Raw genomic sequence first — 12,520 nt, 5'->3', positions numbered from 1 at the left:
GGATCAGCCGCCGACGCGGGTGGTCTGGTACCAGACCGGCCCACGCTTGAGCCGCCAGGCACAGAACAGCGCGACCGGCACCAGCAGCAGGCCGGCCGGTGGAAACACCGCGGTGATCACCAGCGGCAGCACGAGGCCGAAGGCGATCACCGAGCCCTTGCCCATCACGCCGTAGGCATTGGTCGCGTAGCCCTTGCGGGCACGGCAGCCGGGGCAGATCGAGGCCTGTGCGTCGACCACGCTCATGCACCAGGGGCACTGCTCCTGGCCCTGCTTGAGCGTGACCGGGAGCGGTGCACCGCAGCGTGGGCAGGCCGCAGCCGCGTCGGATACATCGGTGTGGCAATCGGAGCATTGGATCAGGGCCATGACGGGACTCCTGCGGGATCGCGTGGAAAGGAGGGCGACGCTCAGCCGGCACCCGGCGGCGGCTCGTCGCGGCGTACGGCGGTATCCGGCGCGGGGGGCTGGGCGCGTGCCGCGCTCTCGCGGGCGAGCCGGGTGGCCTTGTCCTGGGCGGCGCGCGCACCCTGGCGGGCGCGTTCGGCCTGGGCGCGCAACCGGGCTTCCAGCGCGCGCGGGTCCAGGTCCTGCACGGTCTCCTCGAAGATCACCACCCAGCCTGCCGCCAGCACCACCAGGCCCAGGCTGATCGCCAGGAAGTACAGCACCGAGGCGGAGGCGGCCACGTTGCGCAGGCCCGCCGTCATGGCCATCAGCCCGGCGGCCGGACCGCCGAACCCCGGATCGCCCATGCCGTCGTCGCCGTATCCGCCGTAGTGGCCGGCATAGGCCGGCGCGGCATGGCCGATGTGCACCGCATGCTGCACGGCGGAGGCGGACAGCACCCCGGCGGTGACGATGCCGGTCGCCAGCGCGATCACCGCCAGCGCGACCAGGTTCAGCAGCATGCCGCGCAGCGCGGTGTCGAACAGCCGCTTGCGCACCACCAGCAGCACGGTGGCGACGATGCCGGTGATCGAGCGTCCGTCGCAGGCCGCGACGGTGGCCAGCGGCGCGGCGATGAAGCCCAGCGCATACAGCGCGATGCCCATCACCACCGCCACCAGCGGGAACACGAGGTGGTCCAGCGCCGGCCCGATCCCCGGGATCTGGGTCAGCAGGAACAGCAGGCAGGCAGCGAGCACCACCACCAGCACCGCGACGAACAGCAGAATCAGGGCCAGCAGTACCTTCACGGCCAGGGGGAAACCTCCGGTCACCGCGGCCAGCAGTCCCGGCGCGTTGCCACCGTGGCGGCGTCGCCACTGTCGCAGCGAAACCGCGCAGTAGGCGGTGGTGCCGACCAGCCAGGCCAGCAGCAGGGCGATCAGCACGGTCAGCCGGCCGCCGTGCACGGCGCTGCCGACGGCCATGGCCATGAGCAGGCCGGCGGCCGCCCCACCGACGGCCATCAGCAGCAGGTTGCCGGGGCCGCGCAGGGCGTCAAGTGCGCCGAGCAGCGAGGTGGGGGCAGAGGGCGTATCGGAGGTGTTCATGGCTTCACCTGGGCGGGTTGGGCGCCGGGCCGCGACAGCCGACCTGGAGCGTGTGGTGGTGACAGCGCATGACGTCCGCGTTGGCCGGTGCGCCGTTGAGCGCACAGACCGCGGCCATCCGCTGCACCGTGTCGGGGTCGTGGTTCATCACCTGCACCGAGGCCTCGCTGCAGCCGGTGGCGTCCACGTCCACCCACACGGTGCGGGTGCAGCCGCTGGCGGCTGCGGCCCATGCGACGGCCAGGCACAGTCGAGCGAGACGGTGGCGGCAGGGCAGGTCCATCGATGTTCCCCGAAGCCTCCGGCGGGAGGCGTGGCCGGATTGCGCCACGGGGCGGGGCGGGAAGTCCTCTCGGCGCTCTAACGGATCGCTAACGGCGGTGTCCGGCAAGCGTGTGGTCCCGCGCCCCGACTCGCACCGGCGTGCGCAGTGGCGCATAGTTCCGCAGAGGAGAGGCATGCATGGATCAGGGCGCGGCCACCGACGATCCACCGCTTTACTGCTACGGCTTCGGCGGTGCGCAGTTCGACGAGGCGCGTGCCGAGCTGCGCGTGGGGGGGCTGGCCGTGGACCTCGAGCAGCGTCCGCTGCAGGTGCTGGCGCTGTTGCTGCGCCACGCCGACGAGGTGGTGACCCGCGAGGAACTGTTCGACACCGTCTGGGCCGGCCGGCCGACGGTGGACAACGTGCTGGCCAATGCGGTGGCCAAGCTGCGCAAGGCGCTGGGACCGGGCGAGGCCGGGCGGGTCGTCAACGTGCCGCGGGTCGGTTACCGGCTGGTCGGCCCGGTCCAGCGCACGGTCGCCGGCCGTCGGCTGCGCAGCCAGCTAGCCCTCCGGGTTGGGGAGCCGGTGCCCGGCCGCGGCCACTTCCGCCTGCGCGAACAGTTGGCCCCGGCCCACGGCAGCGAAGTCTGGCTGGCCCGCCACGACAAGACCGGCGAAGCGCGCGTCTACAAGTTCGCCACCGCCGGCGACCGGTTGGCGGCGCTCAAGCGCGAGGCCACGCTGTATCGCGTGCTGCACGAGGGGCTCGGCGACCGGGACGACTTCGTGCGGGTGATCGACTGGAATTTCGAGGACGCGCCGTTCTTTCTCGAATGCGCCTGGGCCGGTGTCAGCCTGGCGCACTGGGCCGAGGATCCGGCCGGCCTGCCGGCGCTGGACGGTCCGGCCCGGCTGGCGGTCTTCCTGCAGATCGCCGACGCGGTGGCCGCGGCGCATCGCGTCGGCGTGCTGCACAAGGATCTCAAGCCGTCCAACGTGCTGGTGATGCCCGAAGGCGCGGGCTGGCGCCTGCGCGTGGGCGACTTCGGCAGCGGCCGCCTGATGGAGCCCGAGCGCCTCGACCAGCTCGGCATCACCGCGCTGGGCCTGACCGTGACCCAGGCGCTCGCCGACGACGCCAGCGGCACGCCGCTGTACCTGGCGCCGGAACTGCTGGGGGGGCAGGCGCCGACGGTGCAGAGCGACGTCTACGCGCTCGGCCTGATCCTCTACCAGCTGTGGGTCGGCGACCTGCGCCGGCCGCTGGCGCCGGGCTGGGAGTCTGCGGTCGACGACGAGCTGCTGCGCGAGGACATCGCCCTGGCCACGGCCGGCGACCCGGCCCAGCGCCTGTCCAGCGTGGCCGAGCTGGCCGACCGCCTGCGTCGGCGCGACCTGCGCCGGCTGGAGCAAGCCCGGCTGCGCGAGGCCGAGGCCCGTGCGGTACGCGCGGAGCGGCGGCTCGAGCGCAGCCGGGCGCGGCGGCCGTGGATCGTCGCGGCGGTGGTGGTATTGATGCTCGGTCTGGGCGTGAGCCTGTGGCAGTACCGCCGGGCCGGACTGGCGCGTGACGAGGCGCAACGCCAGGCGGCCATCGCCAACGCCACCAACCGGTTCCTCAACGAGGATCTGCTCGGTGCCGGCATCGGTGGCGATTCCCCGGCCTGGTACGAGAAGAACCCCAGCCTGCGCGAGATCCTCGATGCGGCCGCCCATCGGCTCGACGCCCGCTACAGCAAGGCGCCGCTGCTGGCGGCAAGCCTGCACCAGACCCTGGGGCGCGCCTACCGGGCCACCGGCGACTTCGCCAGCGCCAGCACGCAGCTGGGCAAAGCGGTCGAGCTGATGCAGGGGGCGGTCGGCACCGGTGACGACCGCGTGCTGCTGGCGCGCTACGAGCTGGCGGTGATGCAGGCGCACCTGTCGCACTTCGACCAGGCGACGGCCGGGCTGGACCGGGCCGACCGCGATGCCGGCGTGCGGCGGCAGTCGGTGTCGGAGATCGGGCTGCGCTCGCACCTCTCGCGCGGCGACGTCGAGTACCAGCGCATGCAGGTAAAGGCGGCCTACGAAAACTACCGGGCGGCGCAGACCATCCAGCGCATCCTGCATCCGGACGACGTGCCGATGGCGGCGCACATCCTGCTCAGCCTGGCCGGCTGCGACCTGCGCCTGGGACGGGCTGCCGACGCCGAGCGGATTGCCCGCCAGGTGCTGGGCGGGACGCCGTTCACCCGCGGGCGGATCGGCCGGGCGGTGCTCGGGATGGCCCGCTCGCGGCTGGGCGATGCGCTGCGCGCGCAGGGCCGCTACGCCGAGGCGCTTCCGGTGGTCAGCGCGGCGCTGGCGGACTTTGCCTCGGTGCAGGGGCCGGACGGGCAGGGCACGATCAGTACGCTGAGTACGCTGGGTTACCTCTACTCGCTCAGCGGCGACAATCGCCGCGCGCTGGCGATCGAGCGCGATGTCTACCAGCGCACCCTGCGCCGCTGGGGGCCGGACAGCCAGTACACCCTGGTCGAGCGGCTGAATCTGGGCACCCAGGAACAGGATGCCGGCGACCTGACCGCGGCACTGGCGGACATCCGCGCCGCCGGGCAGGGCCTGGCGAAGACCTCGGGCGAGCACAGTCCGGTGCTGCAGGCCGCGCGGGTGGCCGAGGCCGGCGTGCTCAGCGCGCTGGGCCAGCAGGCGCAGGCGCTGGCGCTGATCGACCAGGTCGATCCGGCGGCCTACCAGAGCACCACCTCCGATCCCGGCCGCGCCGCCGTGTTGAGCGCGCTGCGCGCGCAGATCCTGTGGCGGATGGGGCGGATCGGGGAGGCCCGGCCCCGCCTGCGGCAGGCGCTGGCGGACATGCAGCGCGAAGGTGTGGCCGAGGCCGAGCAGGCTCCGTTCCGCGCCCTGCTGGCGAAGGGACCGGGAACCGCGCCCTGATCGCCGAGGTTCCGCCGGGCCGGCTTCCCACACGTCCCGTCGCATCTTTGCGCGTGCTCGCGGTGACTCCATCCATGCGGTATCAATCCGCTTTCACCCGGGCAGCGGCAGGGAGGCTGGGCACCATAACTGAACGGCTGGAAGGCACATGCACCACAGGATGCGAACCGGATCGCATCATGCGCCGAGGCCTATCCACAGGATCTTCCCCGGGAGGAATACGCGCCGGTCGATGCGGCGGCGCAGCGGTCTCCTCCTCCCTTGAGACGGCTTTTCCGCTCCGGCCCGGCCCTGCAAGGGACCGGAGCGACGTTTTCCGGGATCGATGCTGCCCGATCACCGGACATCCGGCCGATACGCCGGACCAGCCGGCAGCCACAGTCCGTCAAAGGCACTAGAGGAGTTCCGCATGAACAAGCATTTCGAACGCACCGGCCCGCTCACCGAATTGTCCAGCTACCCGCAATGGGCGCAGGACATGATCGCCGACTGCGAGAGCACCAAGGCCCGCGTTCTCGACCACGAGATCTGGAAGCTGATGATGGACCTGCGCCTGGACGAGGAGTCCACGGCGAACTTCATGCTGGGCCTGTGGCCCTTCATCGAGCGCTTTCCCAGCTTCATGGCGCTGAGCCTGCTCAAGACCCGCTACGGACGCAGTCCCGGCGACAACCTGGCCCGGCGCTGGCTGGTGCGCAACATCCGGGTGGAGCAGAACCATGCCGAGTACTGGATCCACTGGTCCGAAGGCGCCGGCGTGCCACGCGAGCGGCTGCTCGGCGAGGCGCCCCCGCACGGTACCGACGGACTGTCCCGCTGGTGCGAGGACATCTGCGCCCGCGGCAGCCTGGCGGCCGGTATCGTGGCCACCAATTACGCCATCGAGGGGGTGACCGGGGAGTGGTCGCAGATGATCTACGACAGCACGAAGTATCGGGAAAGCTTTGATCCTTCGATAAGAACTTCCGCGCTAAAGTGGTTGCACCTTCATGCCGCTTATGACGACACTCACCCGTGGGAAGCGCTGGAGATCGTCTGCACGCTGATGGGCATGGACCCTTCGGCCGACGACGTGGCGCATCTCGCCGAGTGCATCAAGCGCAGCTACACCAGCATGATCCTGCTGGGGGACCGGTGCATCCAGAATTGCCCGGACCGGTTGTTGCTTAGCGAGGCCGCGGCCTAAAGGATTGTCGCGGAAGGAGAAAACAGGGGAAGGGCGCCCAGTCCGGTGCCCTCCGGCGTAAAGGCGGGCGATGCGGTTTGCGGGTAACAGTCTGAGCGTACAGCGGTCGCTGACACGGCGACTGATGCCGCTCGCCTACGCGCTGGCCCTGGCCATCGTGCTGATCATGGCGATGACCTGGGGCGTCCTGCAGATCCAGGTGACTCTCGCTGGTTTCCTGAACAGCGAGAGCATCTGGTCCAAGGCGCAGAAGCAGGCCGTGATCGACCTGGACAACTACGCGCTGAGCGGGTCCCCGGACGACCTTGCCCATTTCCAGCGCCATTACGACCTGCTGGAGAGCGACCGCTGGGGCCGCGATGCGATCGCATCCGGCCACTACCGCAAGCAGGACATCGACGAGGTGTTCCGCAAGGGCAACATCATGCCGGCCTCCAAGCCCGGCATGATCTTCATGCTGCGCCACTTCACCGGAGCGCCGCACCTCCGGGCATCGCTGGACGCCTGGCGCTCCACCGACGCATCGATCGACGAGCTGGGCCGCATGGCCGTCCAGATCCAGCAGCTCTATGCGAAGGGGACGCCGGCGGCTGACGAGATCACCCGCATCCGCCAGCGCATCAACACCCTCAACGCCTTCATGGAGCCGCGCACCAACCTGTTTTCGGTGGAGATGGTCAAGGGCGCCATCTGGGCCGGTCAGATGCTCTTCTGGTGCGTGATCGGTGCGTTCTGCCTCGCCGCCGGCCTGTGGCTGTGGATGGCCCGACGGATCGTCGAGAGCATCCGCGGCAGCGAGGAGCGCTATCGCCTGCTGTTCGACAGCGCCGGCGATGCCATCGTCATGGTCGACCGGCGTTCCGGCCGGGTGCTGGACGCCAACCGCACCGCGTCGGCCTGGACCGGATGCAACGAGCGCGAGCTGGTCGGGCGGGACTTCACGTCGCTGTTCGCCCACGACCCCCTCGACCTCGAAAACGGACTGCCTCCGGTCGGCAGCCGCGAGGGCGATATCGCGCTGACCTCGCTGCTCGGCCGCGGGGGAGCGGTAAGGCCGGTGGAAACACGCAGCAGCCTCGCGCGCTGGGGCGATACCGAGGTCAGCCAGGCGATCGTCCGCGACGTGTCCGACCGCGTGGCGATGGAGCACGAGCGGCGCATCGCCGCCAAGGCGCTGGGCAGCATCGCCGAGGGCGTGATCATCGCCGACGCCGACCGCCGCGTGGTCACGGTCAATGCCGCCCACGTCGAAATCACCGGCTTCACCGCGCAGGCGCTGCAGGGCGTGCGCTTCGACGAAACCCGATGCCTGGCCGACGACCGTCCGCTGCCGGACAGCGTCTGGCGCTCGATCGAGCTGGGCGGCAACTGGCGCGGCGAGGTGAAGAGCCGTCGTCGCGACGGCAGCACCTATCCCGAACTGCTCAGCATCAGAGCGATCCGCGACGATGCCGGCCAGGTACTGCACTACGTGGCGGTATTCACCAACATCACCACCACCAAGGCGGACCAGCGCCGGCTGGAGCACCTGGCCACCCACGACCTGCTGACCGGGCTGGCCAATCGCACCGAGTTCGAGCGCCGCTGCGGCGACGCGCTGGAGCTCGCCTCGCGCAGCCGCAGCTGCGTGGCGGTGCTGTTCATCGACCTGGATGCCTTCAAGATCGTCAACGACAGCTACAGCCACGCCATCGGCGACCGGCTGCTGGCGCGGGTGGCCGAGCGCATCCTGGCCGAGCTGGGGCCGAACGACCTGGCCGGGCGCATCGGCGGCGACGAATTCACCGCCCTGGTCACCGGGCTGGACACCCGCGACGAGGCTGCGCACGTCGCCAGCCGCTTGCTGGCCGCGCTGGCCGCGCCGATCCCGGTGGACGAATACGACATCGTGCTCAGCGCCAGCATCGGTATCGCCAGCTACCCGCTGGACGGCGAGACCCCGTCGGCGCTGATCACCAACGCCGACGCGGCGATGTATGCGGCCAAGAGCGAGGAGCGCAACGCGTTCCGCTTCTACTCGCCGATCATGCAGGCCGATGCGCGCAAGCGCCTGCAGCTGGCGTCCGAGTTGCGCCAGGCACTGGCCAACGACGAGTTCCGGCTGGTGTTCCAGCCCAGCCTGGACCTGCGAACCGGGCGCGTGGTGGCCGCCGAGGCGCTGCTGCGCTGGCAGCATCCGAAGCGCGGACTGGTGATGCCGGACAACTTCATCCCGATGGCCGAGAGCCTGGGCCTGATCCGCCGCATCGACGAGTGGGTACTGCGCGCGGCCTGCGCCTGGATCAAGCAGTGGGAGCACGAGCGGGTCGCGCCGATCCGCATCGCGGTGAACGTCTCGGCCAGCTGGTTCGGCCACCCGGCCTTCATCGAGGGGCTGCAGAGGGCGCTGCGCGACTACCAGGTCGATCCGAAGCGCCTGCTGCTGGAGATCACCGAGAGCGCGATCCTGCGCCTGGGCGAAGGCACCCACCGCACCATGTACGCGCTGCACACCATGGGCGTGGGCGTGGCGATCGACGACTTCGGCACCGGTTACTCCTCGCTGGCCTACCTCAAGCTGCCGGCGGTGGTCTGCCTGAAGATCGACCGCACCTTCATCACCGGCATCCCGCGCAACGCGGACGACGTGGCCATCGTCGAGGCGATCCTGGCGATGGCGCGCAGCCTCAGGCTCTACGCCATCGCCGAAGGCATCGAGGACGAGGAGCAGCACGAGTTCCTGCTGCGCGCCGGCTGCGAGGAAGGGCAGGGCTACCTCTATGCCCGCCCGCTGGAGGTGCCGGATCTCATGCGCATGCTCAAGTCAGGCGGCAACCAGCCGCCGACCCGCCTGCGCCTGGTGCCGCCGCCGCGGGCCGGATGATCATGGACCGCCAGCGCGTCGCCCAGTGCCAGGGTGGGGGCCGGTCAGCGTCCACCGTCGGCGTTGCCGGTCTCGGTCCGGTACAACTGCGGCATCAGCCGGCTCAGCGCGGCGACTTTCGGCGCGTCGTTGTAGACGATGTACGGGTCGTTGGCATGCGTGCGGTAGTAGTCTTGGTGGTAGCCCTCGGCCATGTAGAACGCCGGCAGAGGCTCCACCCGGGTGACGATCGGTGCGTCGAACGCGTGCGCCGCGCCCAGCTGGCGGATATAGGCCTGAGCCACCTCGCGCTGCTGCGGCGTGGTGGTGAAGATCTCCGAACGATACTGGGTGCCGTGGTCCGGCCCCTGCCGGTTGAGTTCGGTCGGGTCGTGCGCCACCGAGAAGAACACCTGCAGCAGGGTGCCGTAGCTGACCTGGGCCGGGTCGTAGACGATCTTCACCGATTCGGCGTGTCCGGTGTCGCCTTCGGCCACGCGGAAATAGTGCGCGGTGTCCGCCGCGCCACCGGCGTAGCCGGCCCACACGTGGCGGACGCCTTTCACGTGCTCGAACACTGCCTGCAGGCCCCAGAAGCAGCCGCCGGCCAGCACGGCCACCTGGTCGCCGGCCGCCGCTGGCGCCGGGTCGAGTTTCGGCGGTGGCACCACGGCCTGGCTGGCTGGCGCGGCGCTGCAGGCACCGACGGTCAGGAACAGCGCGGCGGCACCGATGCGGGCGAGCAGCGCGAGACGGGAATTCCGGGGCATGGGGAGGCTTCCTGGAGTGGCAGGGGGGAAGGCCGCCGATCCGCGACAGCATCCTCTACGCAGCGGTCGCGGAAAAGGATGCGTCGCCAGGCGTCCGCCCGTCACTTCGCCGCCGGTCGCCCGGCGGTTACGCCGCGGCAACTGCCCGCGGGGAGCGCCTGAGGCCATGGGCGCGTGCATGCATCCGGTCATCGACCTCGGCGCCTATGCACGCCGCATCGGTTTTCTCGACCCGATGCGCGCGGATCTGGCGACCGTGCAGGGCATCGTGCGGGCGCACGTGGCAGCGATCGCCTTCGAGAACCTCGATGCGTTGATGGGCAAGCCGATCGACCTCGATCCGCTGGGCATCGAGGACAAGCTGGTCCATCGCGGCCGCGGTGGTTACTGCTTCGAGCACAACCGATTGCTCGCCGAAGTGCTGCGCTCGCTGGACCTGCCGGTGGACTGCCTGCTGGCCCGGGTGCTGTGGAATCGCCCCGAGGGCGCCCCCGCTGCGCAAAGCCACATGGTGCTGCGCGTGGTCATCGACGACGAGCCGTGGCTGGTCGATGCCGGCTTCGGCGGGCTCAGCCTGTCCAGCGCCCTTCGACTGACCAGCGGCCTGGAGCAGCTCACCCCCCACGAGCCCTGCCGCCTGCTCGAGCGCGACGACGAATGGCTGCTGCAGGCGCAGGTGTCGGGCCAGTGGCGCAGCCTGTACCGGTTCCGCCAGCAGCCGTGCGAGGAGATCGACCTGGCCGTGGCCAACCACTACGTGTCGACCCATCACGATTCGCCGTTCACCCACCAGCTGATCGTGGCGCGCACCATCGCCGACCAGCGACTGACCCTGCGCAACCACGAGTTCACCATCCATCATCGCGGCGGGCCGAGCGAGCGCTACCCGCTGCCGACCACCACCGACATCCGTCGGGTGCTGGAGCGCCACTTCATGCTGGTGCTGCCGGCGCATGCCGGGCTGGACCGCCGGCTGGCGATGTTGCCACGCTGAGCGCGGCGGCTCAGTCCGCCGCGTGGACGAGGATCGTCACCTCGTCGTCCACCACCACGCGCTGTCCTGCGTGGATCTTGCAGGTCTTGCGAAGCTCCAGCGTGCCGTCCACGGCGACCACCCCGGCGGCAACGATGGCCTTGCCCGCACCGCCGCTGTCGCACAGACCAGCCAGCTTGAGCAGCTGGTTCAGCTCCACGTAGTCGTGCGGCGGTTCCAGGGCGAAGTCGATGTGTTCCATGGCAGTTCAGTCGTCGGTGGCGGGCAGGGGGAAGAAGGCAAAGAAGGGCCGGTCGTGCTCCAGCGCGAACGTGGCCGCGTCGTCGAGCACGCCGCGCAGGATCGCGAAGTCGTGCGGTGCACCCCGGCGCAGCGGGTCGACGTGTTCGAACAGCAGCACGTGGCCCCAGGCCGGCTGCCAGCCCGGGTCACGCAGGCAGTCGGCCAGCGCATCCCAGTTGAAGCCGAAGTCCTCCGGCAACTGCAGCGTATCGGCGATGCGCGCCAGCAGCGCGGCCTTGCCGGTGCAGTCGGCGAGGTCGATCCGGCGCAGTGCCAGTTCGTGCCGGCGCGCCTGCGCCGCGAGCGCGGGGTAGTCGCGCGCGTCCACGTCGTAGATGCCGGAAAGCAGCGGCCGGCTGAGGTCGAGGTGGCCTCCGGCGTGGCTCATCGCGCTCCCTCGATGCGGCGGAAACTGCGGTAGTGGTCGTCGGTGTAGTAGTAAACCGCTGGTGGATTGCCGCCGGTGATGATGCGCCGCGCACCGCGGGTGCGCGCGCCGGGAGTCTCCACGGTGTATTCGTGGTAGTAGCCGCGCGGCTGCGCTGGCAGCAGGCCTTCGTAGTTGCCGAACACCGTGCCGTCCTGCGCGTGCGGGAACGGTCCGCCCCGGGCGATCAGGGCCAGCGTCCGGCGCGCTTCCGGCGGCAGCTGGCCGTTCTCGCTGGCGCGTGGCCCGGCCATCGACGAACGATGCGCGGGCGGTGCCGGATCCGGCAGCGGGGCATGCGGCTGCTGTCGCCAGATCAGCAGGGCGACGACCAGCACGATCACGAGGCCGAGCAGTTTGCGCATGGCGGGCGGGGTCCGGGACGGGCGCGCAGTGTAGCGCCCGTGGCCGGATGGCGTTGACCGCCCGTTGAGCCGCGCCGCGGGACGATGCATGGTCGGTGCCCCGCTTCAGGAGTCTTCGCCATGCCGCCCCGTCCCCGCGCCGTACCCTCCTTTCTCCGCCCGGCGGCGGCTGATCCCGCGCCGCTGTGCGGGCGCCTGGTGCTGGTGACCGGAGGCGCCCAGGGCATCGGCCGCGGCATCGCCCAGGCCGTCCTGGCGGCGGGCGGACGCGTGCTGATCGGCGATGTCGACGGCGAGGCCGGCCGGGCCTGCCTGGAGGAGTGGCAGGCGGGCGATGCCGCGGCGTTCCTGCGCCTGGACGCAAGTCGCGAGGCCAGCGTGCAGCGCTTCGTCGCGGGGGCGCTGCGACGCTTCGGGCGGATCGACGGTCTGGTCAACAACGCCGGCATCGCCGATCCGCATACCGGACCGCTGGAGCGGCTCGACCTGCGCGAGTGGCGCCGCCGCCTGGGCGTGAACCTGGACGGTGCCTTCCTGTGCGCCAAGCACGCGCTGCCAGCCCTGCGGCAGGCGCCAGGCGGCGGTGCGATCGTCAACGTCGCCTCCAGCCGCGCCCTGCAGTCCGAACCGGATACCGAGGCCTACGCGGCCAGCAAGGGTGGCCTGCTGGCCTTCACCCATGCGCTGGCGATCAGCGCCGGCCCGGCGGTGCGGGTCAATGCGATCAGCCCGGGCTGGATCGCCACCGACGCCTGGCGCAAGCCGACCACGCGCCGCACGCCGAAGCTGAGCCGGGCCGACCATGCCCAGCACCCCGCCGGTCGGGTCGGCACGCCGGAGGACATCGGTGCACTGGCGGCTTTCCTGCTCTCGCCGCAGTCCGGTTTCATCACGGGCGAGAACTTCGTCGCCGATGGGGGTATGGTTCGCAGAATGCAGTACCAGTAGCCG

12 protein-coding genes are annotated in these 12,520 nt (G+C 70.7%); 5 read left to right on the top strand and 7 right to left on the bottom strand.

The genetic code is table 11. The features are described from left to right. Window positions 1-3: 3 nt before the first annotated feature. Genes C693_RS0111080 through C693_RS0111070 form a run of 3 tightly spaced genes read right to left on the bottom strand, consistent with a single transcriptional unit; the run spans window position 4 to window position 1,782 of the window. Entirely contained in the window at window positions 4-369 is a 366-nt protein-coding gene (locus tag C693_RS0111080) for a zinc ribbon domain-containing protein (RefSeq protein ID WP_017462346.1), read from the bottom strand. A 41-nt stretch (window positions 370-410) separates the two neighbouring features. Further along, window positions 411-1,499 (bottom strand): hypothetical protein, encoded by a 1,089-nt coding sequence (locus C693_RS0111075; protein ID WP_017462345.1) that lies wholly within the window; start codon window positions 1,497-1,499, stop codon window positions 411-413. 4 nt (window positions 1,500-1,503) lie between these two features. Beyond that, entirely contained in the window at window positions 1,504-1,782 is a 279-nt protein-coding gene (locus C693_RS0111070; RefSeq protein ID WP_017462344.1) for a hypothetical protein, read from the bottom strand. Between the two features lie 179 nt (window positions 1,783-1,961). Between C693_RS0111070 and C693_RS0111065 the strand changes: the two genes are divergently transcribed. From C693_RS0111065 to C693_RS0111055, 3 genes are all read left to right on the top strand, one after another. After that, a complete protein-coding gene (locus tag C693_RS0111065) occupies window positions 1,962-4,703 on the top strand; it encodes a tetratricopeptide repeat protein (protein ID WP_017462343.1) in 2,742 nt (913 codons plus the stop codon). A gap of 409 nt (window positions 4,704-5,112) precedes the next feature. Further along, window positions 5,113-5,889, top strand: a complete 777-nt coding sequence (locus C693_RS0111060; protein WP_017462342.1) for a TenA family transcriptional regulator — start codon at window positions 5,113-5,115, stop codon at window positions 5,887-5,889. A gap of 124 nt (window positions 5,890-6,013) precedes the next feature. Next, the gene (locus tag C693_RS0111055) at window positions 6,014-8,752 is read left to right on the top strand and encodes a putative bifunctional diguanylate cyclase/phosphodiesterase (RefSeq protein WP_017462341.1); all 2,739 of its coding nucleotides are present in this window, start codon (window positions 6,014-6,016) and stop codon (window positions 8,750-8,752) included. A 44-nt stretch (window positions 8,753-8,796) separates the two neighbouring features. Here the strand turns inward: C693_RS0111055 and msrA are convergent, their stop codons facing one another. Then, window positions 8,797-9,501 carry a peptide-methionine (S)-S-oxide reductase MsrA gene (gene msrA / locus C693_RS0111050; RefSeq protein ID WP_017462340.1) on the bottom strand — a complete coding sequence of 235 codons (705 nt, stop codon included), beginning with the start codon at window positions 9,499-9,501 and terminating at the stop codon, window positions 8,797-8,799. Between the two features lie 178 nt (window positions 9,502-9,679). On the opposite strand from msrA, the gene C693_RS0111045 reads away from it, so the two are divergent. Further along, on the top strand, window positions 9,680-10,495 hold the full coding sequence (locus C693_RS0111045; RefSeq protein WP_026107349.1) for an arylamine N-acetyltransferase family protein: 816 nt from the start codon (window positions 9,680-9,682) through the stop codon (window positions 10,493-10,495). Window positions 10,496-10,505: 10 nt separating this feature from the next. Here the strand turns inward: C693_RS0111045 and C693_RS0111040 are convergent, their stop codons facing one another. The 3 genes from C693_RS0111040 to C693_RS0111030 are packed head-to-tail and all read right to left on the bottom strand — an operon-like array spanning window position 10,506 to window position 11,569. Next, entirely contained in the window at window positions 10,506-10,736 is a 231-nt protein-coding gene (locus C693_RS0111040; RefSeq protein ID WP_017462338.1) for an RNA-binding S4 domain-containing protein, read from the bottom strand. Between the two features lie 6 nt (window positions 10,737-10,742). Next, window positions 10,743-11,165: a barstar family protein gene (locus C693_RS0111035; protein ID WP_017462337.1), complete on the bottom strand. Its 423-nt coding sequence runs from the start codon at window positions 11,163-11,165 to the stop codon at window positions 10,743-10,745. After that, window positions 11,162-11,569, bottom strand: coding sequence for a ribonuclease domain-containing protein (locus C693_RS0111030; protein WP_017462336.1), 408 nt, complete (start codon window positions 11,567-11,569; stop codon window positions 11,162-11,164). The genes C693_RS0111035 and C693_RS0111030 overlap by 4 nt, the downstream gene beginning before the upstream one ends. Window positions 11,570-11,689: 120 nt before the next feature. Between C693_RS0111030 and C693_RS0111025 the strand changes: the two genes are divergently transcribed. Next, a complete protein-coding gene (locus C693_RS0111025) occupies window positions 11,690-12,517 on the top strand; it encodes a glucose 1-dehydrogenase (RefSeq protein ID WP_017462335.1) in 828 nt (275 codons plus the stop codon). Window positions 12,518-12,520: the final 3 nt, after the last annotated feature.

Origin of the sequence: Dyella ginsengisoli LA-4 (assembly GCF_000334915.1) — a bacterium.
Lineage (GTDB): Bacteria > Pseudomonadota > Gammaproteobacteria > Xanthomonadales > Rhodanobacteraceae > Dyella_A > Dyella_A ginsengisoli_A.
Note: the sequence above shows the minus strand (reverse complement) of the source record. Positions and strands in the feature narration are given on the sequence as shown.

What these genes read in the sequence shown, in the direction of transcription:
- C693_RS0111030 (WP_017462336.1), bottom strand. Translation starts at nt 11,569, where the DNA reads ATGCGCAAACTGCTCGGCCTCGTGATCGTGCTGGTCGTCGCCCTGCTG.
- C693_RS0111040 (WP_017462338.1), bottom strand. Translation starts at nt 10,736, where the DNA reads ATGGAACACATCGACTTCGCCCTGGAACCGCCGCACGACTACGTGGAG.
- C693_RS0111080 (WP_017462346.1), bottom strand. Translation starts at nt 369, where the DNA reads ATGGCCCTGATCCAATGCTCCGATTGCCACACCGATGTATCCGACGCG.
- C693_RS0111035 (WP_017462337.1), bottom strand. Translation starts at nt 11,165, where the DNA reads ATGAGCCACGCCGGAGGCCACCTCGACCTCAGCCGGCCGCTGCTTTCC.
- C693_RS0111070 (WP_017462344.1), bottom strand. Translation starts at nt 1,782, where the DNA reads ATGGACCTGCCCTGCCGCCACCGTCTCGCTCGACTGTGCCTGGCCGTC.
- C693_RS0111025 (WP_017462335.1), top strand. Translation starts at nt 11,690, where the DNA reads ATGCCGCCCCGTCCCCGCGCCGTACCCTCCTTTCTCCGCCCGGCGGCG.
- C693_RS0111045 (WP_026107349.1), top strand. Translation starts at nt 9,680, where the DNA reads ATGCATCCGGTCATCGACCTCGGCGCCTATGCACGCCGCATCGGTTTT.
- C693_RS0111055 (WP_017462341.1), top strand. Translation starts at nt 6,014, where the DNA reads ATGCCGCTCGCCTACGCGCTGGCCCTGGCCATCGTGCTGATCATGGCG.
- C693_RS0111065 (WP_017462343.1), top strand. Translation starts at nt 1,962, where the DNA reads ATGGATCAGGGCGCGGCCACCGACGATCCACCGCTTTACTGCTACGGC.
- C693_RS0111075 (WP_017462345.1), bottom strand. Translation starts at nt 1,499, where the DNA reads ATGAACACCTCCGATACGCCCTCTGCCCCCACCTCGCTGCTCGGCGCA.
- C693_RS0111060 (WP_017462342.1), top strand. Translation starts at nt 5,113, where the DNA reads ATGAACAAGCATTTCGAACGCACCGGCCCGCTCACCGAATTGTCCAGC.
- msrA (WP_017462340.1), bottom strand. Translation starts at nt 9,501, where the DNA reads ATGCCCCGGAATTCCCGTCTCGCGCTGCTCGCCCGCATCGGTGCCGCC.